We start from the raw sequence: 25,927 nt of genomic DNA, 5'->3' as shown, positions 1-25,927 counted from the left end.
TTGCGCCGCAGCAATGCTGCTTCTAAACTCCGCTGCCTAAATTTTTCGCACCGGACCTGACAATCATGCTGCAACCCGCAAGCACCTACGCATCGCTGAAAACCGAGTTTAAGTGGCCACTGCCTGCTACTTACAATATGGCGGCAGTTGCCAGCGATCATTGGGCGGCGGTATCTCCGGACCAATTGGCTATCCGGCACGTTCTCGAAAACGGAACCACGGAAGACTGGAGCCACCAAGCGCTGAACCGCGCGGCCAACCGTTTTGCGAACGCACTTCTAGCAAAGGGGATCAAACGCGGCTATCGTGTGGCGCTGTTGTTACCGCAGGTTCCGCAAACGGCGATCGCCCACCTGGCGGCCTACAAGATCGGCGCCATTGCAGTGCCGCTTGCCGCGCTCTTCGGATTGGAAGCACTGAGCTACCGGCTGTCGGATTCCGGCGCCAAGGCTTTGGTGACCGATACAGCAGGTCTCACCAAACTCAGCCAAATCCGGGACAACGTTCCGAACCTTGATTTGATCGTCTCCGTCGACGGCCCTGAGGCCGACGTCGAAGGTTTTCACAACCTCCTGGAACAGGCATCCGATCAATTCCAGACTTTGGCAACCACCCCGGATGATCCGGCCCTGATGATTTATACGTCCGGCACCACAGGCCAACCCAAGGGCGTGTTGCACGGCCACCGGGTTCTTCTCGGTCACATGCCAGGCATTGAGCTCTCGCAGAATTTTCTCGGCCAGCCAGGCGACCTTCTGTGGACGCCCGCCGATTGGGCCTGGGCGGGAGGTCTTCTGAACGCCCTATTCCCAGCGCTTAAACTTGGTGTCCCGGTCGTCTGTCACGCTACGCGGAAATTCGATCCGGAATTTGCGTTTCGCCTGCTTGAAAAACAGCAGATCCGGAATGCATTCATTCCGCCAACAGCGCTCAGAATGCTGCGTGCCGTCGATCGGCCGGCCAGCCGGTTTGACCTGAAATGGCGCAGTGTCGGTTCCGCTGGAGAATCCCTTGGCAAGGAAACCTACGATTGGTTTTCAGAAGAATTCGGCTTCCAGGTCAACGAATTCTATGGCCAGACCGAATGTAACGCCGTGCTCGGATCCTGCGCCGCGCTTGATGTGTCCCGCTCCGGCGCCATCGGCAAGGCGACACCCGGTCACGAAGTTGCGATTATCGATGAAGCCGGAGAGCCCGTTCCAGCCGAAACCCTCGGCCAGATTGCGATCAAACGGCCGGATCCGGTAATGTTTCTGGAGTATTGGAATAAGCCGGACGCCACCAAAGAAAAATTCATCGGCGACTGGATGATCACTGGCGACCAAGGCGTGATGGACGAGGACGGTTACGTGCATTTTGTCGGCCGGGATGACGACATCATTACTTCGGCCAGTTACCGGATCGGTCCAGGAGAAATCGAAGATTGCCTGATCAAACATCCGGCCGTCGCTCTGGCAGCCGTGGTCGGCAAACCGGACCCTTTACGCACAGAAATCGTCAAGGCCTATGTGGTTTTGAAATCAGAAGAAACGGCAGACGCCGGACTTGAAGACAACATCCGCACCTTTGTGCGCCAGCGCCTGTCCGCCCACGAATATCCTCGTGAGATCGCGTTCGTCGATGCCCTGCCGATGACTACCACCGGCAAGATTATCCGCCGCATTCTGCGCAATCAGGCACGGGACGAGAGCGCCTAAAACAGGCGCCTCTTTTTAGGCCGCCAAAAGCGTGGAAAGGCTATCGTGGCTGTCGACGACACGGTGAGCTCCGGCTTGATGCAGACTGTCGGCATGGCCATCGTGGGAATGGCCACCCCCGACAAAGCCCCATACCGTCATACCCGCAGCCAGGCCTGCCTTAATGCCATTGGCACTGTCTTCAATCACCAGGCAACGTTCTGGGGTAACAGCTAATTTGCTGGCCGCAAACAGAAACAGATCCGGCGCGGGTTTGCCATTGGCGACCTGCTCGCCGGAATAGATATGCGGCGCGAAATAGTCATGGAGCCCTGTGTGCTTCAATTTGTGGATCAACCGCTGAAGGCGTGACGAAGACGCCACTGCGCGCGGACTGTTGTGGGCATCAAGCAGGGATTTGATACCCGCAATTTCGTCCAGTTCCCTGTCGATCCGTTCCATGGTTGCCGCGTCCAGCTCAGGACCAAACGTCTCCGGCAGGGGGCCCTTGCCAAGCGCCCGGTGGTCGGCGTCCAAAGTTGCGAAGAAATCGGCTCCAGCCAATCCTTGAAACCGGCCCATATACTCATCGAGACTGTAGTTCAGGCCGATACGCGCGAGATGTTCCCGTTCCACCTCAACATAGATTTTTTCAGAATCGACCAGAACGCCGTCGCAGTCGAACAGAATTGCCTCAAATATCATGGGTTTCCATTTTGTCAGTGTGAGCCGTCAAAGAGACCTTTAACCACTTGTCTTTGAAACAAGATGACAAGAGCAGCCGGCGGCAGAACCGCAACAACCGCCAACGTCACGCCATAAAGGCTTGTGCTGCCGAAGAACTGCATGCCCCGCACGACAGTATAAGACGCCTCTTCGGAGGTGATCATGACGGGCCACAGATATTGGTTCCATCCAGTCACGAACAAAACCAGAAATAGGGCAGATGCTGTCGGCAGACAGAGGGGCAGGAGAATATCGGCCAGGAATTTCAACGGGCCGGCACCGTCCATCCGGGCCGATTCTTGAAGCGTATCCGGCACAGTCATCAAAAACTGGCGGAAGAACAACGTTCCGAGACCAGAGGCTGCCAGCGGCAGAATCAGGCCGGCCCGCGTATTCACCAGGCCAAGCTCCGCGGCTACGGAATAGGTGGCCAGAAAGCGGGATTCCAATGGCAGCATCAAGGTCAGCAGCAACAGCCAGAAAATGACTGACGCAAACCGGACGCGGAAATACAAAAGCGCAAAGGCCGCTAGAAGCGAAACAAGTGTTTTCAAGGCGGCAAAACCGACCCCGAACACAAAGGAATTCCATAACATGCCAATGGCTGTGATATCGCCTGAAAATCCGGAGCTCGCGGTTAAAAATGCGCCGTAGTTGTCCAAAACATGGGAGCCAAGATCCAGGCGTGGCATCACCCGTGTACCCGGCGCATGCGTGGTCGCAGCAAAAAGCGCATAGACGGGCAGGCTCATGAAAAGCGCGCCACTAATCAGAACAAAATGATCAACGAATTGAGCGCGCAAACGCTGCCAGGAAAGCATCAATGGGACATCCAAATTTTCCGAAGCGCCGAACCTAGACCTATTCGCGGTTCAATTGAAAGCAATTTGGTCCAACATGCTCTAAAGCACAACAATGCCGGAATGTTTGGCTTTGTGCTCAGGTTCAACATGAATGGTGATGCGGGCGCCAGGCACATCTTCGCTGATCGCTTCTTCGATCCGGTCACAAATGGAATGGGCCGACTCAACCGTCATCGTTCCCGGCACGACAAGATGAAAATCGATGAAGGTCGTTCTTCCGGCAATGCGGGTTCGAAGGTCATGCGCTTCCAGCGCGCCTTCGCCCTGCTCCGAGATCTGAGCCCGGATTTTATCAAGAACATCGGCAGACGCGGCTTCATCCATCAGGCCGCCGACCGATTCCTTGACCAAGCCCCAGCCAGACCACAACACTGTCAGGCCGACCAAAACCGCGAGCACCGAGTCGAGAACATTCCAGCCGGTCAAGAGGACCAGAACGACACCAACCAACACACCCAGCGAACTGATGACATCGGTGAAGAGGTGTTTACCATCGGCGACAAGCGCTGGTGAGCGAGCCTTGCGGCCAAATCGGACAAGATAGGCGGCCCACAAGCCATTGATGGCAGCGGCCAGCACGTTCATACCGATGCCGGGCAAGGAAAAATCCGGGCTCTCACCTTGAACAAACCCCAGCCAGGCAGCACGGAAAATCGAAAGTGCAGCCAGAACAATCATCACCCCCACCAAAACGGCGGCAAAATACTCTGCCTTGTCGTGGCCATAAGGATGGTTACTGTCTGCAGGTTTTGAGGCAAACCAGATGGCAGCAAGGGCCGCGACCGAAGACGCTATGTTGACGATGGTTTCAAGAGCGTCGGAATAGAGCGCAACCGACCCGGTCAACCAATAGGCGCCGAACTTCAGGCCAAGAACAATGATACCGATAACAATGCTGAAAAAGGCAATCCGGAGCCGGAAACCATCCGCCATTAAGACCCCCCTAAGGCCATGGCGGCCTGATGGTGTGCAGAGCGCTGCAAGGGGTAGCAGGTTTTGCTGTCAAGGCAACCGGCAAACCGGGATTTCAAAGGAAAAGCCTCGCCGAGAAACGGCAAATGGTTCTAAAAACCCTTTTTCCAATCCATGGCAGCCGCACCGATGATCCGGCCCGGGCCATCATTGCCTTCCACCTGAACAAGAATGATGCACCTGGCATCGTCTGACAGGTTCAGTTTCGACTTCGCCATGCGGAAGGTTTCGTCTCCACCGGACCACATGCCCATCGGGACGAGGTCACGAACCACGTTGACGTATTTGATCTCACGGCCAGCGTTTTCACCCCGGCCAATCTCGACCGTGGCTTCATCCCGAACCCGCAGAAAATAGACCGTTGCCATTTTGGCGCCTTTTGGCAGCGCACCACCAACCCGCGCTTCCACGGCCATATCGGATATTTTTAGAGAGACGTCTGTGGACAGCGGGGCCGCTCGATCAAGTGCTGCGCGCACATGGCTTTCCCGGCTGCCAACCACATGCTCTTCACCGTTGATGACCATTTGCGGCGTATAAACAGACCGGTCTCCGCGTCTTTGCGCATAGGCCCGCTGGCGTTGGGAATGAACCGGACTTGCAAGTGTATCCTTCCAACCGAGATAGTCCCAGTAGTCCACAGGCATCAACAAGGTGAGCACGCTGTCGTCTTCTTTGACGAGCTGTTCAGCGAGCCGATCTGCAGGTGGGCAGGAAGAGCATCCCTGACTGGTAAAGAGTTCTATCACCTTCCGCGGTTCTGCCGTCGCATCATCAACAAATGCGCCAGTAGAAATTATCCCGCAGATTACAAAAATACCCGCTCGGATAGCCTGTGTTGCCACCCGGGTGTAGCTGCCCGCCATTGACTGATGTCCCGTAACTGTTTCAATCAAAATAGTCGGGAGCCTTGTAAATCGCGAGTCACGTGCCGGTGATACTGGCAGATTTCCGCTGTTTTCGCGTGTTTGTGAATAAAGCCCGTATTCCGGTGATTATTCTTCGGAAAATTAGCCCTCAGCGATAATCTTCCGAAGCTCAGGCAAAAATCCCGTCTCGTAGTTTGTCGGATCCAGCGGACCGATGAACTTGTAACGGATGGTGCCGGTCTTATCGACGATGAAGGTTTCCGGCACGCCGTAAACACCCCAGTCAATGGCCGCACGTCCGGTGTTGTCGACACCGATCCGGTCATACGGATTGCCAAGGCTGCCGAGGAACCGGCGGGCGTTTTCCGGCTTGTCCTTATAATTGATGCCGATCAGCTGAAAGCCGTCCAATTTGGCCAGATCTTCAAGCAGCGGATGTTCCTGGCGGCACGGACCGCACCAGGAGGAAAAGATATTGACCACAGACACCTGGCCGATCAGATCATCCCGGGAGAACCCCGGCATTTGCACACCGTCCTTTGACAGGTCTTCCAAGTGCGGCAGCGCGAATTCCGGGGCCGGTTTGTTGATCAAGGCAGACGGGATCTTGCTCGGGTCCCCGCCCATCAGAAGCTGAAACAAAAACAGGAATGCGAGGCTGACAAAAACGATCAGCGGCAAGAGCACAAGAACCGGAAACCCGCGTTTTTTCGGAGCCGTGCTTGTTTCATTTTCCATGGAACTCATGAGGACAAAGTGCTCCCGTGTTCCGGACGTGCTCGGGTAATTCCTTGATCTGCAAGATCCTTGAGCGCTTTTTCCTGGGCGGCTTTGTCAATGCGCACCCAAGCAATTAGTGCCACCACCGTCAACAGGCATAGACCGTAGGAGGCGATGATAAATCCGGCGTGTGGTCCAAGATCCATAACGTCACTCCGCAGGTTGCGCGGCCCCGGCGGGGCCTGGATGTGTTGCGCTGGCGGCGCGCATCCGCATGGCACGCACGCGCCGGCGCAGGATTTCATTGCGCATCGCCATAAAGTGAATGACGAAGAACAGCAGCGTGAAAGCGGTCGCCATCACCAGCAACGGCCAAAGAATGTCAGGGTGAATGGTCGGACCATCCATGCGAACGACACTCGCCGGCTGATGAAGTGTGTTCCACCAATCAACGGAGAATTTGATCACCGGCAGGTTCAAGGCGCCCACCAGGGTTAGAACCGCAGCTGCTTTTCCGGCCTTGATCGGATCATCCATGGTCCGCCACAGGGTCATCAGACCCAGATACATAATGAGCAGAACCAGCACCGACGTCAGCCGGGCGTCCCAGACCCAATAGGTGCCCCACATGGGCTTGCCCCAGAGGGACCCTGTCACCAGAGCCATGAAGGTGAAAGCCGCACCGATCGGAGCAGCGCTCTTGGCCGACACATCCGCCAGCGGATGTTTCCAGACCAAAGTGCCAATCGATGAAATCGACATCACCGTATAACACATCATGCAAAGCCAGGCGGCCGGAACATGAATGTACATGATCCGTACGGTGTCACCTTGCTGATAGTCCTCGGGCGCCATGTAGAAACTCATGTAGAGCCCAGCGGCGAAGAACAGGACGCACAGACCGATGAGCCAGGGCAGTACGATCTGCACCAGTCTCAAAAAGCGCGTCGGGTTTGCGTAATCCCAGAAAGCCATGGAACCGTTCTAATCTAGTGACGTGCCTGCTTCAATGCACAAGCGCGTCACAATACGCATTGCGTTTGGTCAAGTCGCAGAAAGACCACGCCATCACAAATATGAGATACGTTGGTTTCGTTTCTATGAGGCGCCCCTCAATCGGAAGCGAATCGCAGAGCCGTTGCTGATGCAATCGGCCCAATCACCGCCGCGATCAGCGACAGGGCGCACAAGATCAAGAATGGTGTCAGAAACGGCACTGGATCATGGATCGCAGCATCAGCAGAGCTGACCCCAAAGATCAGCACCGGAATGGCGAGCGGCACCACCAGCACAGCCAGCAGCAATCCGCCGCGGCGCATCGAGACGGTCAGCGAAGCCCCAATAGCGCCGATCAGCGTCAAGGCCGGTGTTCCGACCAAAAGCGTTGCGGTGACCGCCGCCATGGAAACCGGGTCCAGGTTCAAAAAGATGCCAAGCAATGGCGCCGCAACAACCAGCGGCAGGCCGGTGGCCACCCAATGGGCGAGGCACTTGATCAGGACAACCATCTCCAGCGGGCGCCCGGCCATCAGCATGAGATCGAGCGTACCGTCATCCCGATCCGCTTGAAACAGCCGGTCCAATCCGAGAAGTGTCGCCAGCAAGGCGCCAATCCAGAGAATTGCCGGCCCGATCCGCGCCAAGAGGTTAAGGTCCGGGCCAACACCAAAAGGAATGACAGTCACTACAGCGAGAAAAAACAAAACCCCAACAAGGGCGCTGCCGCCAACCCGGACGGAAAGACGCAAGTCCCGCTGAAACAGTTCCGTTGCCCATCCGCTCATGTCAGGGTCTCCTCAAAGGTCTGCTCGGTCAGCTTGGCGGCTTCCAGATGCAGCACCTGAGTTTTGGCAAGGGCCAATTTGGTATGAGTAGCAGTCACGATCTGTCCGCCTGAAGCCAGATGCCCGTTCATAAGATCCAGAAGCTGTTGTTCCGACTTGTTGTCGAGTGCGGATGTGGGTTCATCCATCAACCAGATCGGCCGGGGGGTGACCAACAGCCGGGACAGAGACAAACGCCGCTTTTGACCGGCAGACAAATAAGCAGCCGGCAGATGGGCCGTGTGACCAATTCCAAGGAACTCCAGCGCCTGAATGGGCTTTTTCAGATCTGCGTCAAACCCGCTGACAAACGCAGGCGCGGTATAACTCTGCCAGAATTCCAAGTTCTCCAGAACAGACAGAGCGGGTTTCACTGCATCCTGGTGGCCGAAATAATGCGCGTGCTCGTGTGCGGGCTTGTCATTGTCGCCTCCAGTCAACCGGATCGCCCCACTAGCCAACGGAACAAGCCCGGCAAGCGTGCGCAGCAGAGACGATTTGCCGATGCCGTTGGCGCCGGTCACCACAAGGGCGGTTCCTTGATCCAGCGAAAATGAAAGATTTTCAAACACCCGGCGCCCGCCGCGGTCGATGGTCAGGTTTTCAGCAACTAAGGTCAGGGCACGGCTCCGGCGGCTTGTCCAGTTTGTCCGCCTTGTTAGTGCCTTCTTGTGGGATATGGCAAGCCAGCACGTCAAGCTGTCGCCAATTCGAATGCAATTTCCCGCTCGGCAGCCAGTTCAAGAGCGGCAGGAAGCCACGGAATGTTAATGTCCCCATGTCATAAATACGGAAGAATACGCATAAAGGACCTTTTCGTGCAGTCTCCGGACAATCCGACACCTACCCGCCTGCTAAATTTTCCCTTGGCAGCGCGCCTCGAAGACGTGGCAAAACGGATTGCCGGTCTTCTTGGCGCCAATGGATCGGACAATCAGGCCGCCCAATTGATGGCCTTGTTCACATTCGCGATCCGCGTCGGTGGAGCTGCGCTCGCCTATCTGTCTCAAGTTGTTCTTGCCCGGTTGCTTGGCGCGCATGACTACGGAATATTCGCCGTGGCTTGGACTGTCGTCATAATCCTTGGCGTGATGGCCTGTGGCGGTTTTTCGGCCTCTGCAAGCAAGTTCATCCCCAAGTACCGGCAAGCCGAGGATCCCGCCAGCCTGCGCGGGTTCATTCGCACCAGCCGGTTGTCTGCTCTCATTGCCGGCACAGGAATAGCCGCGCTCGGAATCGCCGCGATTGCGCTATTCCGTCCGGTGATTGATGCGTCCTATGTGGCACCGCTGTCAGTGACGCTGCTCGCTCTGCCCTTTTTTGCATATGCCATGGCCCAGGATGGCATTGCACGCAGTCACGATTGGCCATTCCTCGCCATGCTGCCGACCTATATCTGGCGGCCAGCGGCACTTTTGATCATTCTGGTGATTGTGATCGCCTTTGGCTTGGGTGCGACCGCGTTGACGGCCGCCTATGCTGCGGTTCTTTCCGCTCTTCTGGTCGCGCTTTATCAGCATATGCACCTCAACGTTCGCTTGAAGCCTTCCTTGCCGGACAAAGCCAAGACCACGGATCTGAAACTCTGGTTCCTGGTTTCATTGCCGATGCTTGCGGTTGATGGCTTTTTGCAGCTGATCACAAGCGCAGATGTGATCATGGTCAGCTTCTTTGAGGACCCGGATCAGGTCGCTGTTTATTTTGCAGCCTCCAAAACTTTAGCACTGGTGCATTTTGTCTATTTTGCTGTGCGTGCGGCCTCCGCGCACCGCTTTTCGCGTTACCTGCACAGCGGTGACATGGACGGCCTTGCTGCCTATGTCCGCCAAGCGGTCAGCTGGACGTTCTGGCCCTCTTTGGCTGCTGGTGCAGGCTTGCTGCTGATTGCCCCCTTATTGCTACGCCTGTTCGGCGCCGGTTTTGAAGACGGGTTTTGGCTGATTGCCCTTCTGATGATTGGTGTACTGGCCCGGGCCTCGATTGGTCCCGCCGATGCCCTGCTGACCATGACCGGCTTACAAAAAACCTGCGCTGGCATTTATGGAGCGACATTTGTCCTGAATGTTGTGCTCAATCTGATCATGATCCCGTGGCTTGGCTTGGCCGGGGCTGCAATCGCAACGAGTTGTGCAATTTTATTTGAAACCACAGCGCTTGCATTGGCTGCAAAATACAAGCTCAATATCACGACCTTTATTGTCCCCTTGTTGTTTCACCCTAGGAACCCTGCCGTTTGACCGGTCTTTCCGAAAAACAGGATCAGCTTGAAGCTGTCTGGTTGGATCCATTGGCGGCGAACTTACCGCTTGACCAATGGCAGGGCCTTGCTGGGGTTGCATGCGATCCCAATCCTTTTTTCACACCGAGTTTTCTGCAGCCCTATCTTCGCGCTTTTCCAGCCAAAAGCGTCCAACTCATTGTGGTACGGGACAGGTCAAGCGGAGACTGGCTGCTAACAGCCCCGATTGGACGGCGGCCAGCCGGTTTGGCCATGCCGATCAATACTGCCTGGACATCGCATTATGCCCCGCTCGGGACACCGCTCCTCCATCCGGACGCTCCAGCAGATGCAATTGCCCTCTTCCTAAAATCAGCGGCCGGCTCTTCAAATACACTCGCCTTGCCATTTCTGCCCAAGACCAGCCGACTTGCCCAACTCGCCTTAAAAGCCGATGACTGGACCGCTGGATGGAGCCAATTGGTGGAACGGGCCGGACATGGCTCCGGAGACCTTGGGGCAACTCAGTATGAAGCTGCGTTTCATGGCAAACGGCGCAAGGAAATGCAGCGTCAGTTACGCCGTTTGGAAGATCATGGACCGATTGCCGTCCGGCATCTTTTGGGCAAGGAAACGATTGCCGGTTTTGAAGCATTTCTAGAGCTGGAAGCCAAAGGATGGAAAGGCCGGGCAGGAACGGCGCTCGCCAACACTCCGGAAACTGCCACTTTTTCACGGGAAGCTATCCAAAACCTGTCAGCCCGGAACAGAGTGCGCATCGATCAATTGTGGGCGGGCGACACGCTAGTTGCTGCACTTGTTCTGTTTTTGGAAAACGGCCGGATTTTTTCCTGGAAGATCGCTTTTGACGAGACCTTTGCGCGGTCCTCTCCAGGGTCTCAGATCGCAATCATTGCGCTCCGAAAAAACCTAGAGACACCCGGCTTCATCAAAGCGGATTCCCTTGCAATTCCAGGACATCCGATGATCGGCGCATTGTGGCGGGGCCGGGTTCAAGTGGGAACGCTTTTGCTGGCCAAAGGTGCGGTTGGCTCGGCTTTGGCGGGGCTCGCAGCAACCGATCTCAAGGTTGAACAATCCTTGCGGAAAAAAGCGAGAGCTTTGAAGGCATTGATCGACTGAATTCGCTTATAAAGCATTTGCCACCCTCAACATAACTGAGGGTGGCTGTTCTTGTTTTCAAACCGGAAATCAGCGACCAAGGTCGCTTTCCGGGTTGGCGCTGATGCGATGAATCGCAAGGTCAGCCCCCATGTGTTCTTCTTCTGCGGACAAGCGCAGTCCGGTCGCAGCCTTCAAGATCCCGTAGACAACGAAACCAACTGCGAACGCATAGGCCAGACCGACAATCGTACCAATGATCTGAGATGGCAGAGCGACACCACCCATACCGCCAAGGGCTTCCAAGCCGAAGATACCGGCAGCGATCCCGCCCCAGGCACCACAGATACCATGCAACGGCCAGACGCCGAGCACGTCATCAATCTTCAGTTTGTTCTGGCAGAACTCGAAGCCCTTGACGAAGATGACACCGGCCACACCGCCGACGATCAAACTGCCAACCGGGTGCATGACGTCAGAGCCGGCGCAGACTGCGACCAGCCCTGCCAAAGCTCCGTTGTGAACAAAACCAGGGTCATTCCGCCCGGCAATCAGCGCGGTCAAGATACCGCCGACCATGGCCATCAGCGAGTTGATCGCCACAAGACCGGAAGCAGATTCAAGCGATGCCGCCGTCATAACGTTAAAGCCGAACCAGCCGACACAGAGCATCCAGGAGCCCATGGCCAGCCACGGAATGGACGACGGCGGAATGCCAATCGGGCGGCCGTTTTTGTCATACCGGCCCCGGCGCGCACCGAGCAAAAGAACAGCTGCGAGCGCGATCCAGCCGCCAACGCCGTGAACAACCACGGATCCGGCAAAGTCGTGGAAACCCGCCCCGAAAGACGCTTCAAGCCACCCCTGGAAACCGAAATTTCCGTTCCAGATCATGCCTTCGAACAGCGGATAGGCGATGCCGACCAGAGCAGCTGTTGCAAGACATTGCGGCAGAAACTTCATGCGTTCGGCAATGCCGCCGGAGATAATCGCCGGGATGGCCGCCGCAAATGTGGTCAGGAAGAAGAACTTCACCAGAGTAAGGCCCTGAAGCTCAAAACCTTCCCCACCGCCGGATAGGGTCGCAGCATCGACAAACAAGCTCGTGCCATAGGCAAAGGTGAAGCCGACGAAGAAATAGGCAACGGTCGAGATTGCAAAGTCGACCAGGATTTTCACCAGGGCGTTCACCTGGTTTTTGTGCCGGACAGTCCCGACTTCGAGGAAGGCAAACCCGCCATGCATGGCGAAAACGAGAATGGCTCCGACGAGAACAAAAAAGACGTCCCCGCCAACGGATGGCGTATCCATATGTGACCCCCAATTAGGCAAACAGCCCTTTGTTTGTGCTTTTCGGGGATCTCTGCTTTCAAAATGGATGCCAAACAGGCATTTGATCGAAAATTACGCAGATTTCTGCGGATATTTGCGTCAATTAGTAAGACCACGCTGACACCGCAGCCGGAACACGGTGATTGATTTGCGGTCACTTGCCTAATTTTTAGCCTAAAGAAGAAACTCCTTTAGAAAAGACAAAAAAGCCCCGGGGAATAAACCCCGGGGTTCCAAGTTTGCGGTCCGAGCCAATAGACCGCCTGGGAGATATCTTTGGCCAGCGCCTGCCTTAGAGGCGCTGGGAACCGGTTCCGAATTCCGGGTAGGCTTCGACGCCAACTTCGACCTTGTCGAGACCCAGAGCTTCTTCTTCGTCGGATACCCGGATGCCGACAGCGGCTTTCAGGGCGTACCAGACGATGCCGGAGATCACGAAGGTGAAGACACCGTAGGCAACGATACCGATGATCTGCGTGACGTAAGAGGTGTCACCGTTGGACAGCGGTACGATCAGCGTGCCCCAGATACCTGCAATCAGGTGAACCGGGATGGCGCCAACAACGTCGTCGATTTTCAGCTTGTCGAGCAGCGGAACTGTGAAGACCACGATTACGCCACCGATGGCACCGATGAAGACGGCCTGCCAGATGCTTGGAGCCAGCGGCTCAGCAGTGATGGAGACAAGACCTGCAAGCGCACCGTTGAGCGCCATGGTCACGTCGACCTTCTTGTAGAGAACCTGGGTCAGGACAACGACCGCAATCACACCGGCAGCTGCTGCCATGTTGGTGTTGGCGAAGATGCGGGAGATGTCTGTCACGTCGCTGATGGTGCCCATTGCGAGCTGGGATGCACCGTTGAAGCCGAACCAGCCGAGCCACAGGATGAAAGTACCGAGTGTTGCCAGCGGCATGGAAGAGCCCGGCATCGGGTGCACAACACCGTCAGAACCGTATTTGCCTTTACGGGCACCCAGGATCAGCGCACCAGCAAGAGCTGCCCACCCGCCAACGGAGTGAACGAGCGTAGAGCCGGCGAAATCGGAGAAGCCCATTTCGGAGAGCCAGCCAGCACCCCACTGCCAGGAACCTGCGATCGGGTAGATGAAGCCTGTCAGAACAACGGTAAAGCCAAGGAACGGCCACAGCTTGATCCGCTCAGCGAGAGTTCCGGAGACGATCGACGCCGCAGTTGCCACAAACACCATCTGGAAGAACCAGTCAGACGCGGTTGAGTACCCGGTATCGAGTGCATCGCCACCGACCGGGTCGAAGGAATACGGGCCGAAGGACCCCATGAAACCGCCGTCAACGCCGGTGTACATCAGGTTGTATCCGGTGATCCAGAACATCAGACCCGCGATGGAGTAGAGAGTAATGTTCTTCAGACACTGCATGGAGACGTTCTTGGAGCGGACAAGGCCTGCTTCCAGCATTGCAAAGCCGGCAGCCATCCACATGACCAGGAATCCGCCCATCAGGAACAGGAGAGTGTTGAAGATATAAGCGACTTCCGGAGAGACGGCCGGCGCAGCTTCTGCATCCTGGGCCAGTACCGGCAAAGCGCTGAGGCTCAGAAGAGCCAGGGACGCCGCGCCCTTAGCGACTAGTTTTTTCATGGTTACGTTTCCTTACCTAAATCACAGAGCTTCGGCGTCGGTTTCGCCGGTGCGGATGCGAACGACCTGGTCGATCGAATAGACGAAGATCTTGCCGTCGCCGATCTGACCGGTTTTGGCTGCCCCGGAGATCATTTCGACAACCTTGTCGACAGATCCGGCATCAACAGCGACTTCGATTTTCAGCTTCGGCAAAAAGCTGACCGCGTATTCAGTGCCGCGGTAGATCTCGGTGTGGCCCTTTTGGCGGCCATAGCCTTTGACTTCCGTGACCGTCAGCCCCTGGATGCCGATGCCGGTCAATGCATCGCGCACTTCGTCGAGCTTGAACGGCTTGATGATGGCCATCACTATTTTCATTGCTCGTTCCATTCCCCTCTGTAGCGCCCCTTCCCGGCGAAGAAGCTCAGCTACCAGTCCGTTCGTGTCCTTGATCCCCTCTGGAAGGGTTCGGATCTTTCTTGCGCCAGGCGACCGGCGCACGAACCAGTGTCGCCCCTTTCTTTTCAAGGACCGTGCCAACTTCGGATTCTTTGATGAGGAATGGCAGAATTCTGCGCGTTCGAAACCCGGAACACCGTTCAGAGGCCCAGTATCAGCAATTGGATTGATCGATTTCCAGGCATGGAATTTGCCCAAAAAATAGCCAGCCAACATTAAGGCGATTAAAAAATATGCAAATTTTTTGTGCGCCGCAAACACGCATAAAAAAACGGCAGCACACTAAGTGCTGCCGCTCTAAACCTGACCGATGGGCTGCCTGTTAGGCTGAAAAACCGCCATTTTCCAGAAACGCAATTTCCGCCTCGGTCGATTGACGGCCCAGAACCTTGTTGCGGTGCGGAAACCGGCCGAACCGGCGGATCACATCCATATGAATGAGCGCATAATGATAATAGCTCATATCGCCCAGCGCTTTACAAAGGTCGACGGACAGCTCCTGGTCCGCCATATCCTCCGAATGCTCAAACGGCAGATAGAAAAACACCCGGGCTTCTTTGGGAAATGCACGGTCAAATCCCCTCTCAACCGAAGCCCTGGCGATTTCGACAGCTTTTGAATCAGCCTCGAAAGCCCGTCCAGATCCTCTGAAAACATTTCGAGTGAACTGATCGAGCAGCAGGATTACAGCAAGGGCACCGTCTGGCGTTTCCGTCCAGCTGGCGAGGTCCCCGCGCTGTGCGGCTTCGATCGCCGGCAGAAACATGTCCCGGCAGCGTGCATCGAATTTATCGTCCTTGGCGAACCATTTGGACGCCCCCGCGTCCCACCAGAAGTCGAGAACATCTATTGAAGACGGCAGCTCAGTAGTCATGATCAAACATTCCAAAACCATATTAGGGAGTGACAACGCGGAAACGCGCCTTTGATGCAGAACCTACAATCGAAAAACCTGTTAGTCAGCAGAAACCATTTCCGGCTCAGTGATTGCAACTGCATCGCAGGCAATCTCTTGCCAAAGCCCAACATGGTGATTGAAGCGCTGTTCCCAAAACCCCTCCTCGCGCAGGTTCTTCATTTCCTCTTGGACTGCAGCAACAAGTTCTGGATCAGTCCCTTTGCTGAATACGGCCCAGAGCGGCTTGGCGAGCTCTTTGATGTAAACCACCGGCTGCAACTGAGTGCCGTCATGCCCGCGCGCGCAGACCGTTCCCTTTGACAGGAAGCCGGTCAACGGCAAAAGATCAATCCGGCCGAGGTACAGCATATCAATGCCCTGCTGGTAGCTGGTCATATGGACCAGCGTCGAGGCATCCCGCACGCCCAAATCCTGAAAATAGCTGTGTTGGCTGCTGCCCCTTTGCACACCGATGCGGTAGTCTTTTTTCAAAAGATCCTTCAAACCTGCGGTTTGAATGGGAGGCTGCCTCTTCAATTGATAGAGGTACTGGCCGTAGGGAGAGACTTCACCCAACCAAATGAATTTGTCTTCCCGCTCAGGTGTTCGGGACAAGGAAAAAAACAGGGTATTGGGCTGCGTTTCAGCCATGAGCATGGCCCGCTTCCACGGCAGGAATTCAAAAGCCTCGACGTCTACAGGACGGCCGTCATTATTGACCCGGTTAAGAGCCTCAAGCAAAAAATCGGCGACATAACCTGCCGGCTCATTATCCTTGGCAAACTGCAGTGGCGCGAAACTCTGAGTGACGAGCGTAAGACCAACGGGGTCAGACTGAGCCTTGCCCGGCAGAACCGCTAAAGCACACAAAAGACAAAGAGCGATGCAAAGGTTCCTCATGAGAGCCTTCCCTTTGGTAATTTTGCCTATAAGTAAATTGCTCAGACCTTTAAGAAGGCTTAAGTGGAGAAACGCCCGAACGCTGAGCGTCTAGAAACCGGAACATGCACACTAGAAATTCAGGAATTCCTGCAATTTTTCCAGTCATCGTTGACTGTTTATCTTTGAGAGAAATGCCTGTTTGAAAAATGGACACTAAGGTGACACGTAATCTGCTCGATCTGATGGGCCTAAAATGCCCGCTTCCGGTCCTCAAGACCAAAAAAGCGCTCTCAAAACTCAGCCCCGGTGAAGAACTGACAATTCTGACCACAGATCCGATGGCCGAAATAGATATTCCCCATTTCTGCCAGGAACATGGGCACACCTTGATCGAAGCAGCCCGTACAGAAACCGGTCACCAGTTCCGCTTACAAAAGGTTTCGGCGAAATAGAACCGACTGGCAGCTATTGAACAACACCCCAAGTTTCCTGGGACAGCCAATTCGGATCGACCGGCTTACAAACCAACCAGATCAAATAGACTTATTGGGGTCGGCACAGAAAAGTTCCACACATAACTAAGGCGCTGGATAACTTCACTTGAACCGGCCCGAGATGACATCGATTTTTCGGGCCAATTCCATATCCAGCTGACTGAGGCCGCCTACGTCATGGGTCGCCAGCACGATGTCAACTGTCCGATAGACGTTTGACCACTCAGGATGATGGTTCACTTTCTCCGCCGCAAAGGCCACAACTGTCATGAAGGCGAAGGCTTCCTGAAAGTCCTTAAACTTGAAAGATCGGGAGATCGCCTCCCGCCCCGGCACTAAGTGCCAATTTGGAAGTTCCTGCAATCCTGCAGCACGATCTTCCGGCTTCAACCGCTCCGCCATCTCACTCTCCCGCAAAAGTCCTACCTGCTGTTTGCCAGCATCCTTGATACCGATCTCACGGCATTCGCCTAATCTGGACACGGAGCGGACTATATCCCGAAACACTGGCGGCACACAGTTCCGTTAAGCTCACAGCGTCTTGACAGTTCGGCAAAGGGCCGCTTTGTCTAGGGTATGGACCCGGCCAGCGGCCACTTCCTCGCGAACTATCGCCAATACCATCTCATTTATGAGTCCGAACCCTAGCCCATGACTTCAGTGCTATTCGTATGCCTTGGTAACATCTGCCGCTCCCCGCTCGCCGAAGGGGTGTTTCGGGATGCTGTTCATAAAGCTGGCCTTACAGACCATATTCATATTGATTCTGCCGGTACCGGCGCTTGGCACGCTGGCAACCCGCCGGACCCAAGATCAATTGAAGTTGCCGCCAAATACGGGATCGACATCTCCCGCCAAAGAGCACGCCAAGTGATTGCAGAGGACTTTAATAGGTTTGACCTGATCCTCGCGATGGACACAGAGAATTTGGAAACCCTCTCTTCCCGATCTCAACTCGACCACCCGGGCCTTCGATTGTTCTTGAACGATCCAGCGAAGGATGTACCCGATCCTTATTATGGCGGCGAGGATGGGTTTGAGCAGGTTTACCAGCTGATTGATCAGGGCAGCCACTCCTTGCTCACAACGATTACAAAGCACATGTGAAACATGCCACTGACGGCTTCATAAATCCGTCTCATTATCTGCGCTAATCAGGAGCCTATAGCTTCAGGACTTGGCGCATTCATGAAACTCTTGTGGTGGTCTCTGGCCGCATTTCTAATCTTGCTTGGGTTGGCGACCGTCTGGTTGCCGATTCCAACCGGCGTGCCGCTTTTGGCGCTTGGAGGTGTCGTCATCATCGGCAGCAGCCGGACTGCCGCCCGCCTGTTGCGGAAGCGGAGAAAATCAACGCCGCATTTAAACGGTGTCTTCACGTGGATCGAAGATCGGTCACCCCTTCGCTTTGCCCGCATCCTCAAACGCACCCGGCCCCGGAATAAATAAGCGGTGCAGGCTTCGCCTACTTCTCAGATGCAGTCTGGATAGCAGATCGCACTTTTAAACGCGCGCGTACAAAAAGCCGTCTGAAAATCCGGTGGAACCGCCGACCGGTCAACGTAAACCACTCATCGAGCCCCCGGTCAGACACCAGAGGTGTTTTTTTCAGGTAGAGCAGCCAATAAACGCTGAGCACAACCAGAAACGTCAGCCCCCAGGACAGCATTGTGTCTGAAAAGAAGTGCCCGCCAAAGGCCACACGATTGATGGACAGGACCAAGCACAGCGGTAGTACAAACGCCAAAACGGCCTTTCGCCAGCTTGCGGGCACAAGAAACGCTATCGATACGAGCCAGATGCCCGCAGACCCTTCGCCGGATACAAATGAGCAATTCCGCTCGCAGTAGTCTGTGATTTTCCAGACTGGTTGAAAGGGCAATTCGCCGCCGAACTCCTCAATCGAGCGCGGTCGTGGCCGTCCCCAATTGTTCTTCAGGATGGAATTGACCAGAATTCCCGGCCCGAGGATCAGCGTCGAAATCAAGAACAGCGGCTGACGCAACGGCAAAATCGGTGCCCGCCCTGGCAGCAGCAACTTGATGACCAGAACGGCAACCGCGCAAATAGCGATTACCCGAACCAAAAACGGTCCCAGATGCCTGACTTTTTGCAAGAAAGGATCGTGCTGCGCCCAAAACCCGTCTGTTTGGCTAAAAAACAAACCGCTGATCCAAAGATCGGTTTTAGGAAAGGTCAAAAAGAACAGGGAGACAACCAGGATGTACGCCAGAACAGCAACAAACGGGTGCGCAATGCACCAGACAGCCGCTTTGCGTGAGACAGACTTCACAGTATGGTTTGGCGGAGATAAATCGCTCATGGCCGCTCTTTAGCGCATCCCTGCTGCCCGTCCAATCCCTTCCTGCCGGTTTCTTAATCGGCACATCCTTCGAAACCGATCAGCCGTTATGCAAGAAACACCTGACGCACCCTCCAATGTTATTCCGCTGCCAGCGGCCAAACAGCCTGTCCTTGAGTTCTGGTACGAGTTTGGATCTACCTACAGCTACCTGTCTGCCATGCGGATCGAAACGCTCGCGCGCGACTGTGGTGTGACCGTATCCTGGCGGCCATTCCTGCTTGGACCGATCTTCAAGAAGCAGGGTTGGGACACCTCGCCGTTTAACCTCAACCCGGCCAAGGGCCGCTATATGTGGCGGGATATGGAACGCCAATGCGAGCGATACTACTTGCCCCTTGTGAGGCCCGAACCGTTTCCGCAGTCAGGACTTCTAGCCGCCCGCATCGCCCTTGCAGGCCGCACACAGCCATGGATTGGGGATTTTACCCGCGCCGTTTTCATAGCCGGTTTTGGAACCGGCGAAGACATTTCCGATGAAGCATTTCTCGCCGGACTCCTTCTGGAGGCCGGCGCACCGGCAAAACAGATCCTGGAAGCAGCGCACTCGGCCGAGATCAAAGACAAGTTGCGGGCAGCCGTCAGCGAAGCAGAAGACAAAGGCATCTTTGGCGCACCAAGTTTTGTTCTGCCAAATGGAGAACTCTTTTGGGGCAACGACCGTTTGGAAGATGCACTCGAGCTGGCGGCCAGTTTTGCCGAAGACTGATGCAATAGTGGTTTGAGTCCAACATTTTCATCCCCGTGACGCACACAAATTTGCAAATGCTGGTGTCTTAAAGACCACTATCCAAGCCTTTGTTTCTAGTGGATCTTTTGAATATGACATTTGAAAAGGGCCCATCCGCAAACGGGATTCAAATGTCGGATTCGATCCACTAGAAGCCCAAGGTCAGGCCCTCAGATCCAAAATACGTTTTTGCTCCGCCGGGCCTGAACCAAAGCTTCATGTAGGGCTGATGGAGAAAGTGGCTTGGCCAAAACTTCTAGAAAACCGGCTTCGCGCAAACGCTTGTCCCCAAAGGCTTCCAGGGCCGCAGTTACCGCGATGAGAGGTAATTCCTGCGCCGGCCGCATGGCCTGCAGTGCTTGAGCCGTTTCAACACCGCTCATGCCGGGCATGTTGAGATCCAACAGCACCGCATCATAGTCCTTATCATCGACGCAACTGATTGCTTGCTCACCCGAATTGGCAATGTCAGAAGACACCCCATAACACTCCAAAAGGGCTGCCAAAAGACGGCAATTCGTGTCATTATCGTCCACAATAAGGACGTGTTCCGGCAAAACAATTTCTTCGTCCCCGGCAGAAGCAACCAGGTCTTCGCCGTCAACCATCGCGGCTGGCGGGTAATCAACAGGGATTTGAATGTCGAACCGGCAACCGCCGATTGCCGGGGTACTCAAGGAAAGAGCTCCGTCCATTTCCCGGACCGTTTGCATTGTTCCCCAAAGCCCTAGACCCGACCCAGACGCTTGACCGGACACTTCTTTTCCGCGAACGAAAGGCTGAAACACGTTCACCCGTTCATTTGGATCAATTCCAGGCCCGGTATCGGTAATTGCAATACTGACCCAAAAGGAACTCTCTCCGCCATTCTGCTTTTTTGCGGAGATCTTTTTTGTGTTTGCAGGTTCCGGACACGAAACCAGTTCGACAGTCACCCGGCCTGCGTGCGTATACTTGATTGCATTGTCCAACAGTGCAGAGATTGCGCGGCGCAGTGGCCCGCTATGCAAAGTCAGAGCATTCGCGGCCGGCTCCTGAAGCCTAATTTTTAGTTTCAAACCTTTGTTTGCCGCCGCCATTTGGAAAAGATCGGCGCATTCACAGACAACAGATGAAATGGGGACAGCTTTGTCTTTGGTGTGTTGATCAGGCTCTGCCTGAACAATCAACTCACCGGTCATCTGGTCCAAAGCGTCGACCGCCTTCAGCAGCGTATCGAGTTGATCCTTTTGCGTCTCATTTAAAGGCCCATTCCCAATGAGTTCTGCAGCCAAGCGCATCGCACCGAGCGGGGTGCGCAAGTCATGCGCCAAGAGGGCAAGATTGACATTGTCCTCATCGTGCTCTGCCATTCAGCGTGACCTTATGTTGAGACGGCAGCTTTCGAGGCTTGCGTGACCAGCCTCAGCACACCAGTATGACAAGTGTGCTTACCTTGCCCGCCACCTGGTGTCCATCCTGACGCCCTCCAGCCTTCACAATGACATGTTTTTCCAGACTCTGACCATCGTTGCCCCTGTCTTCTTACTGATTGGTTTTGGATATGTTTTGGCCAAAGCCAAGATTCTAAACCAAACTGTTGGCACTGCTCTGGGGGAATTTATTTATGTTGTTGCAATTCCATTATTGATATTCCGCACCCTAACAACCGCGGATCTATCAGACGGTTTGCCACTGGACCTGTGGGCGAGCTATTTTTTGGGTGTGGCCTGTGTCTGGATCCTGGGAACGCTGGTGATCCGCAAGGGATTCGGCCGAGACGCCAGGGCTGGAGCGATTGGCGCGATTTCGTCAGCTTTTGCAAACACCATTCTGGTTGGCATGCCCTTGATTGCCGCAGTGTATGGCGATGAAGGCCTCGTACCGCTCCTTCTGATTGTCTCCATTCACCTGGCTGTCATGACGGTCGCCATGGCGATCGTCATGGAACGGGCAGCAGCGCATGACAGCGGCGGTGACAGCCCACCCGTCAGCACCTTGATCAAGCGCGCGGCGGCAAGTCTGATCCGCAATCCGCTGGTCATCACAATTATCGCGGCGTTCTTATGGCGGATGACAGGCCTGGAGCTGCCAGACCTTGCAAGCGACCTTTTGAACCGGATCGGCGCAACGGCGCTGCCTCTGGCACTGATTTCGTTGGGCATGAGCCTGGTTCAATACGGCATGCGCGGCAATATCTTGCCGGGATTGATGTTGTCAGCGATCAAGATCTTCATCATGCCGGCCATTGTTTTCACATTGGCTCAATATGTGTTTGCCTTACCGCCGCTTTGGGTCGCGGTCGCAACATTGACGGCTGCCTGCCCGACCGGGATCAACGCGTACGTCTTTGCCAATAAATACGGCACAGGTCATGCCATGTCCGCCAACGCAATCACGGTCACGACAGGTCTGGCGGTGCTGACAACCAGTCTGTGGATCTGGTTCCTGGAGTATATGCTTTAGAATCCAATTAAATGCGGCATGCTCTAAAGCCCGATCCGGCGGCGCAAGTCCGCATGGGAGATACCTGCTTCCCGCAAGGAGCGCAGGCTGGTGTCTTGATTGGATTTGGAGAGCTTTCGGCCATCCTCACCAAGGATCAGCCGGTGATGGCGGTAACGCGGCTCCGGTAGACCCAAAAGGCTTTGCAAGACCCGGTGCACGCTGGTGGCCGCGTATAGATCCTGGCCTCGAAGCACATCAGTAATTCCCTGCCGTGCATCGTCGACAACAACGGATAAGTGATAACTGGTCGGCGTATCCTTGCGGGCCAGGACAACATCCCCCCAGGCAAGCGCATCCACTGGAACCGGCTTCGGCGCATGAAAGAGTGCCGGACCTTCCGCACCGTACTCCTGCCAGGTGAGCGGTGTCTCTATCCGCGCTAGGGCTGCTTTCATATTCAACCGCAAGGCAAAGGCCGCATCACTTTGCGCCCGATCCTGCTGCTCTTTGGGGCTTAGAACCGCATCATCTCCGGGATAGATCGGAGCTCCATCAGGATCCCTCGGCCAAACCGCACCGTCCTTCTCATAGTCAGCAACGAACCGTTTGATTTCGGCGCGGGTTAAATAAGCTGGATAAACAACACCTAGGTCCTGAAGCCGCTCCAAAGCGTTCCGATACAACGGAAAAGCCTCGGACTGCCGCAAAACCGGCTCATCGAGCGGGACACCCAGCCATTCCAGATCCTCAAACATGTCGCGCTCAAGGTCGGGCGTGCAGCGAGTCTGGTCAATATCCTCCACCCGCACCAAAAACCGCCCTTGAAGTGCCACTGCCGCCCGGGCATTGAGCAGCGCCGACAGAGCATGGCCGAGATGCAAATGCCCATTCGGAGAAGGGGCGAAACGGAAAACGGGCTCGGACATGAAGGATTGCGAACGGTTGATTAGGGGCTGCTTGTCTTTTACGGCTAATCGTTCCTATCACTCCCGCATCTGCGCGCAAGACTGGACGGTCACGATTTTCCGACATGATGCCAATTCACACAGAAGATGACCTGAACCGCGGACTTGCACAGCTTCTGGATACCGATCCACGCTTGCGACCGATCGCCGAATTGGCAGGGCCGTTACCGCTCCGGCGCCGCGCCGCCGATTTTGAAGGTCTGACGCAGATCATCACCGGGTAACAGGTCTCTGTTGCCAGCGCCAGCGCAATCTTTGCCCGGCTCCAAAGCCTGGTGAGCCCGTTGACTGCTCCTCAACTGTCTGAGTTTTCGGATGAAGATCTTGCTGGTGCGGGCTTGTCACGGCCCAAAATCCGGACTTTGAGAGCTGTCAGCAGCGCCTGCGCCAGCGGATTGGATTTAAAAAGCCTTGCCACAGCACCTCCCGAGCATGCGCACAGCAGACTTTGCGAAATCAAAGGAATAGGGCGCTGGACAGCCGATATCTTTTTGCTGTTTTGCGCCGGTCATCCCGACATATTCCCGAGCGGTGACCTAGCCCTTCAAGTCGCGGTCGGCGGTGCGTTGGAGTTGGGCGAGAGACCGGATCCAAAAACACTCGACAAGATCGCCTCAAACTGGGCGCCAAACCGGGCCGTTGCCGCACGCCTCTTTTGGGCTTGGTACCGGGTTCAAAAACAAGGCAAGGAAACACTGCCAGTCTAAGAGCCCTATTGATCCAACATATTGGCAACGGATCGAAGCAGCAGATCGATATCCTGTGGCCGGGAGAGGCGATGATCGCCATCTGGCACAACAGAAAAGGTGACATCGTCCTGCGGCAGAGCTTCGACCAGCCGTTCGGCATGGGCCAGCGGGACATCCGGGTCCAGCGCCCCTTGCAGGATCGTGATGGGCGCACCGATTTGAAGAGATTGGCCAAAGAGCAGATGCTTTCGGCCATCTTCGATCAGTTTGGCGGTGATGACATAGCGATCGTCGCTGTACTCTGACGGTTGCTCCCAGCGCCCCTCTTTCAAGATCGTATCCCGGATCTCATCGGAGAACCTTTGTTTCCACATCAGCTCTTCGGTGAAGTCGACAGCTGGCGCGATCAGCACCAGGCCCTTGATCCGTTTTGTGTCTTTGCGGGCGAGTGCCAACAAAAGAGCGATCCAGCCGCCCATCGATGAGCCAACCAGTATTGTGTCTCCATCCAGGCAGGTGTCGAAGACCGCTTCTGCTTCTTCCAACCAGTCAGAGACACAGACGTCTTCAAATCGGCCGTCTGATCGCCCATGCCCGGAGTAATCGAACCGCACCGCTTCCTGCCCGCTGGTCCTGGCAAACTTCGAAAGTTCCTCGGCCTTTGTGCCGGTCATGTCCGATTTGAAACCAGAGAGCCACATCAGGCCCGGCTGACGGCCAGCATCTTTCAAAACGGCGATTTTCCGCGTGCAACCCTTTTTTCCCGCTTCAATGAATTGCGGTTCCTGCGTCCCCATATTATGGCTCTTGTTCTGATTTCTCTTGCTGCTGTCCTTTGACACAGCTTCCCGTCATTTGAAAGCCTGTCCGGAGTCCCTCTGGTGTCCTCGTCTGCCGCCCCAACCGTCCTGCAAGTGATCCCTGACCTCAACTCGGGCGGCGCAGAACGCACAACCGTCGACATTGCCCGCGCGCTTGTGGACGCTGGAGGCAAAGCTCTCGTCGCCAGTCAAGGCGGGCAAATGGTGCGGGATCTGGAAGATGTTGGCGCCGTTCATTTCACACTTCCGGTGAAATCGAAAAACCCGGTGACCCTCTGGAAAAACGCCGGGCTGCTCGCTGGTCTGATCAAAGAGCAGAATGTCGACATCATTCATGCCCGCAGCCGGGCCCCAGCCTGGTCTTCACTGTTTGCCGCGCGGCGCACCCACATCCCCTTTGTGACCACGTATCACGGCAGTTACAATCAAACGAACATCGTCAAGGGTCTCTACAATTCGATCATGGCCCGCGGCGATGCGGTGATCGCCAACTCCAATTACATCGCCAACTTGATCAAGGAGCGTCATCCGTTCGCCCGCGACCGGATCACGGTGATTCACCGCGGCTCTGACTTGAAAGGCCTTGCGCCAGAAAACGTCAGCGCCCTGCGCCGCCAAGCCTTGAAAGACAGCTGGGGTGTCCCGACTGGACGGCCAATTGTCCTAAACATGGCCAGACTGACTTACTGGAAAGGCCAAAAGGTGCTGATCGAAGCAATGGGCTCGCTTAAGGCGAGCGGCAACTCCGCGCCAATTGCGATATTGGCGGGCGATGCTCAGGGCCGGGACAGCTATGTGGCAGAACTCAAAAAGCTGATTGCCGATTGGAATCTGCAGGATCAAGTCCGGCTGGTCGGGCATTGCGCCGATGTGCCAGCGGCTATGGCGCTGGCTGATGTATCTGTGGTTGCCTCGATTGAACCGGAGGCTTTTGGCCGTGCGGCCGTGGAAGCGCAAGCCGCACGCGTTCCAGTGATCGTCTCAGACCTCGGAGCTGTCCCGGAAACGGTTCTGGCACCACCAGATGTCACAGAAAAAGAAAGGACTGGCTGGCGGGTTCCGCCGGGGGATAGCGACGCCCTGGCGGCTGCGATCCAAACCTCCCTTGATAAAACGCCGGAAGACCGATTGGCGCTGACCGGCCGGGGACTTGTCCACGCCAGTGAGAATTTCACGGTCGAAACCATGTGCGCCAAGACACTGGATGTCTACCGTAAAGTTCTTAAGACTTAAGGTCACAGCCCCTGAGATGGAGCGCAGCATTTTGGGCAGCTCA

At 55.5% G+C, this 25,927-nt stretch carries 28 protein-coding genes and 1 pseudogene; 10 read left to right on the top strand and 19 right to left on the bottom strand.

Annotation, left to right across the window (positions count from 1 at the left end; genetic code table 11):
* The first annotated feature begins 65 nt into the window (after positions 1–65).
* Positions 66–1,697: an AMP-binding protein gene (locus ACOOFE_RS00570; protein ID WP_420413187.1), complete on the top strand. Its 1,632-nt coding sequence runs from the start codon at positions 66–68 to the stop codon at positions 1,695–1,697.
* Positions 1,698–1,712: 15 nt separating this feature from the next.
* Here ACOOFE_RS00570 and ACOOFE_RS00565 read toward each other — a convergent pair whose 3' ends face one another.
* From ACOOFE_RS00565 to ccmA, 9 genes are all read right to left on the bottom strand, one after another.
* Positions 1,713–2,381, bottom strand: coding sequence for an HAD family hydrolase (locus ACOOFE_RS00565; protein ID WP_420413186.1), 669 nt, complete (start codon positions 2,379–2,381; stop codon positions 1,713–1,715).
* Between the two features lie 14 nt (positions 2,382–2,395).
* A complete protein-coding gene (locus tag ACOOFE_RS00560) occupies positions 2,396–3,223 on the bottom strand; it encodes an ABC transporter permease subunit (protein WP_420413185.1) in 828 nt (275 codons plus the stop codon).
* An 81-nt stretch (positions 3,224–3,304) separates the two neighbouring features.
* Positions 3,305–4,198, bottom strand: a complete 894-nt coding sequence (locus ACOOFE_RS00555) for a cation diffusion facilitator family transporter (protein WP_420413184.1) — start codon at positions 4,196–4,198, stop codon at positions 3,305–3,307.
* Positions 4,199–4,329: 131 nt separating this feature from the next.
* On the bottom strand, positions 4,330–5,103 hold the full coding sequence (locus ACOOFE_RS00550) for a DUF1223 domain-containing protein (RefSeq protein ID WP_420413183.1): 774 nt from the start codon (positions 5,101–5,103) through the stop codon (positions 4,330–4,332).
* A gap of 144 nt (positions 5,104–5,247) precedes the next feature.
* A complete protein-coding gene (locus tag ACOOFE_RS00545) occupies positions 5,248–5,853 on the bottom strand; it encodes a DsbE family thiol:disulfide interchange protein (protein ID WP_420413182.1) in 606 nt (201 codons plus the stop codon).
* A complete protein-coding gene (gene ccmD, locus ACOOFE_RS00540) occupies positions 5,850–6,032 on the bottom strand; it encodes a heme exporter protein CcmD (RefSeq protein WP_420413181.1) in 183 nt (60 codons plus the stop codon). Before ccmD ends, ACOOFE_RS00545 begins: the two co-directional genes overlap by 4 nt.
* Before the next feature lie 4 nt (positions 6,033–6,036).
* On the bottom strand, positions 6,037–6,801 hold the full coding sequence (locus ACOOFE_RS00535; RefSeq protein ID WP_420413180.1) for a heme ABC transporter permease: 765 nt from the start codon (positions 6,799–6,801) through the stop codon (positions 6,037–6,039).
* 137 nt (positions 6,802–6,938) lie between these two features.
* Positions 6,939–7,610: a heme exporter protein CcmB gene (gene ccmB / locus ACOOFE_RS00530; RefSeq protein WP_141184619.1), complete on the bottom strand. Its 672-nt coding sequence runs from the start codon at positions 7,608–7,610 to the stop codon at positions 6,939–6,941.
* Positions 7,607–8,347, bottom strand: coding sequence for a heme ABC exporter ATP-binding protein CcmA (gene ccmA / locus ACOOFE_RS00525; RefSeq protein WP_420413179.1), 741 nt, complete (start codon positions 8,345–8,347; stop codon positions 7,607–7,609). The genes ccmB and ccmA overlap by 4 nt, the downstream gene beginning before the upstream one ends.
* A 120-nt stretch (positions 8,348–8,467) precedes the next feature.
* Here ccmA and ACOOFE_RS00520 point away from each other — a divergent pair, with 120 nt between their 5' ends.
* Both ACOOFE_RS00520 and ACOOFE_RS00515 read left to right on the top strand, forming a co-directional pair.
* Complete coding sequence (locus ACOOFE_RS00520) at positions 8,468–9,886, top strand: lipopolysaccharide biosynthesis protein (protein WP_420413178.1); 1,419 nt, start codon at positions 8,468–8,470, stop codon at positions 9,884–9,886.
* Positions 9,883–11,010: a GNAT family N-acetyltransferase gene (locus tag ACOOFE_RS00515; RefSeq protein ID WP_420413177.1), complete on the top strand. Its 1,128-nt coding sequence runs from the start codon at positions 9,883–9,885 to the stop codon at positions 11,008–11,010. Before ACOOFE_RS00520 ends, ACOOFE_RS00515 begins: the two co-directional genes overlap by 4 nt.
* A gap of 69 nt (positions 11,011–11,079) precedes the next feature.
* Here ACOOFE_RS00515 and ACOOFE_RS00510 read toward each other — a convergent pair whose 3' ends face one another.
* The 5 genes from ACOOFE_RS00510 to ACOOFE_RS00490 form a co-directional block, all read right to left on the bottom strand.
* Entirely contained in the window at positions 11,080–12,300 is a 1,221-nt protein-coding gene (locus ACOOFE_RS00510; protein WP_420413176.1) for an ammonium transporter, read from the bottom strand.
* Positions 12,301–12,613: 313 nt separating this feature from the next.
* Entirely contained in the window at positions 12,614–13,942 is a 1,329-nt protein-coding gene (locus tag ACOOFE_RS00505; RefSeq protein WP_420413175.1) for an ammonium transporter, read from the bottom strand.
* A 21-nt stretch (positions 13,943–13,963) separates the two neighbouring features.
* Positions 13,964–14,302, bottom strand: a complete 339-nt coding sequence (locus ACOOFE_RS00500; RefSeq protein WP_168206276.1) for a P-II family nitrogen regulator — start codon at positions 14,300–14,302, stop codon at positions 13,964–13,966.
* 403 nt (positions 14,303–14,705) lie between these two features.
* The gene (locus tag ACOOFE_RS00495) at positions 14,706–15,257 is read right to left on the bottom strand and encodes a DUF924 family protein (protein ID WP_420413174.1); all 552 of its coding nucleotides are present in this window, start codon (positions 15,255–15,257) and stop codon (positions 14,706–14,708) included.
* An 81-nt stretch (positions 15,258–15,338) separates the two neighbouring features.
* A complete protein-coding gene (locus tag ACOOFE_RS00490; RefSeq protein WP_420413173.1) occupies positions 15,339–16,181 on the bottom strand; it encodes a substrate-binding periplasmic protein in 843 nt (280 codons plus the stop codon).
* Positions 16,182–16,369: 188 nt separating this feature from the next.
* On the opposite strand from ACOOFE_RS00490, the gene ACOOFE_RS00485 reads away from it, so the two are divergent.
* A complete protein-coding gene (locus ACOOFE_RS00485; protein WP_420413172.1) occupies positions 16,370–16,615 on the top strand; it encodes a sulfurtransferase TusA family protein in 246 nt (81 codons plus the stop codon).
* Positions 16,616–16,759: 144 nt separating this feature from the next.
* Here the strand turns inward: ACOOFE_RS00485 and ACOOFE_RS00480 are convergent, their stop codons facing one another.
* Positions 16,760–17,059 carry a 4a-hydroxytetrahydrobiopterin dehydratase gene (locus ACOOFE_RS00480; protein WP_420413171.1) on the bottom strand — a complete coding sequence of 100 codons (300 nt, stop codon included), beginning with the start codon at positions 17,057–17,059 and terminating at the stop codon, positions 16,760–16,762.
* Positions 17,060–17,308: 249 nt separating this feature from the next.
* Here ACOOFE_RS00480 and ACOOFE_RS00475 point away from each other — a divergent pair, with 249 nt between their 5' ends.
* Together ACOOFE_RS00475 and ACOOFE_RS00470 are read left to right on the top strand one after the other, a co-directional pair.
* Positions 17,309–17,764 carry a low molecular weight protein-tyrosine-phosphatase gene (locus tag ACOOFE_RS00475; protein ID WP_420413170.1) on the top strand — a complete coding sequence of 152 codons (456 nt, stop codon included), beginning with the start codon at positions 17,309–17,311 and terminating at the stop codon, positions 17,762–17,764.
* An 81-nt stretch (positions 17,765–17,845) separates the two neighbouring features.
* Positions 17,846–18,106 (top strand): hypothetical protein, encoded by a 261-nt coding sequence (locus ACOOFE_RS00470; RefSeq protein ID WP_420413169.1) that lies wholly within the window; start codon positions 17,846–17,848, stop codon positions 18,104–18,106.
* 16 nt (positions 18,107–18,122) lie between these two features.
* Here the strand turns inward: ACOOFE_RS00470 and ACOOFE_RS00465 are convergent, their stop codons facing one another.
* Complete coding sequence (locus ACOOFE_RS00465; RefSeq protein WP_420413168.1) at positions 18,123–18,980, bottom strand: phosphatase PAP2 family protein; 858 nt, start codon at positions 18,978–18,980, stop codon at positions 18,123–18,125.
* 88 nt (positions 18,981–19,068) lie between these two features.
* On the opposite strand from ACOOFE_RS00465, the gene ACOOFE_RS00460 reads away from it, so the two are divergent.
* The gene (locus ACOOFE_RS00460) at positions 19,069–19,728 is read left to right on the top strand and encodes a 2-hydroxychromene-2-carboxylate isomerase (protein WP_420413167.1); all 660 of its coding nucleotides are present in this window, start codon (positions 19,069–19,071) and stop codon (positions 19,726–19,728) included.
* 191 nt (positions 19,729–19,919) lie between these two features.
* On the opposite strand, the gene ACOOFE_RS00455 is transcribed toward ACOOFE_RS00460, so the two are convergent.
* On the bottom strand, positions 19,920–21,101 hold the full coding sequence (locus ACOOFE_RS00455; RefSeq protein ID WP_420413166.1) for a hybrid sensor histidine kinase/response regulator: 1,182 nt from the start codon (positions 21,099–21,101) through the stop codon (positions 19,920–19,922).
* 133 nt (positions 21,102–21,234) lie between these two features.
* On the opposite strand from ACOOFE_RS00455, the gene ACOOFE_RS00450 reads away from it, so the two are divergent.
* Entirely contained in the window at positions 21,235–22,194 is a 960-nt protein-coding gene (locus tag ACOOFE_RS00450; protein ID WP_420413165.1) for an AEC family transporter, read from the top strand.
* 23 nt (positions 22,195–22,217) lie between these two features.
* Here ACOOFE_RS00450 and gluQRS read toward each other — a convergent pair whose 3' ends face one another.
* Entirely contained in the window at positions 22,218–23,102 is an 885-nt protein-coding gene (gluQRS, locus tag ACOOFE_RS00445; protein WP_420413164.1) for a tRNA glutamyl-Q(34) synthetase GluQRS, read from the bottom strand.
* 104 nt (positions 23,103–23,206) lie between these two features.
* On the opposite strand from gluQRS, the pseudogene ACOOFE_RS00440 reads away from it, so the two are divergent.
* Positions 23,207–23,848 (top strand): annotated as a pseudogene (locus tag ACOOFE_RS00440) (DNA-3-methyladenine glycosylase family protein).
* 5 nt (positions 23,849–23,853) lie between these two features.
* Here ACOOFE_RS00440 and ACOOFE_RS00435 read toward each other — a convergent pair.
* Positions 23,854–24,627, bottom strand: coding sequence for an alpha/beta hydrolase (locus ACOOFE_RS00435; RefSeq protein WP_420413163.1), 774 nt, complete (start codon positions 24,625–24,627; stop codon positions 23,854–23,856).
* Positions 24,628–24,711: 84 nt separating this feature from the next.
* On the opposite strand from ACOOFE_RS00435, the gene ACOOFE_RS00430 reads away from it, so the two are divergent.
* On the top strand, positions 24,712–25,884 hold the full coding sequence (locus ACOOFE_RS00430; RefSeq protein ID WP_420413162.1) for a glycosyltransferase family 4 protein: 1,173 nt from the start codon (positions 24,712–24,714) through the stop codon (positions 25,882–25,884).
* Positions 25,885–25,927: the final 43 nt, after the last annotated feature.

This window comes from Roseibium sp., from assembly GCF_965216085.1.
Taxonomy (GTDB): Bacteria; Pseudomonadota; Alphaproteobacteria; order Rhizobiales; family Stappiaceae; genus Roseibium.
The sequence above is the reverse complement of the archived record's forward strand: the minus strand, read 5'-3'. Positions and strand labels throughout refer to the sequence as shown.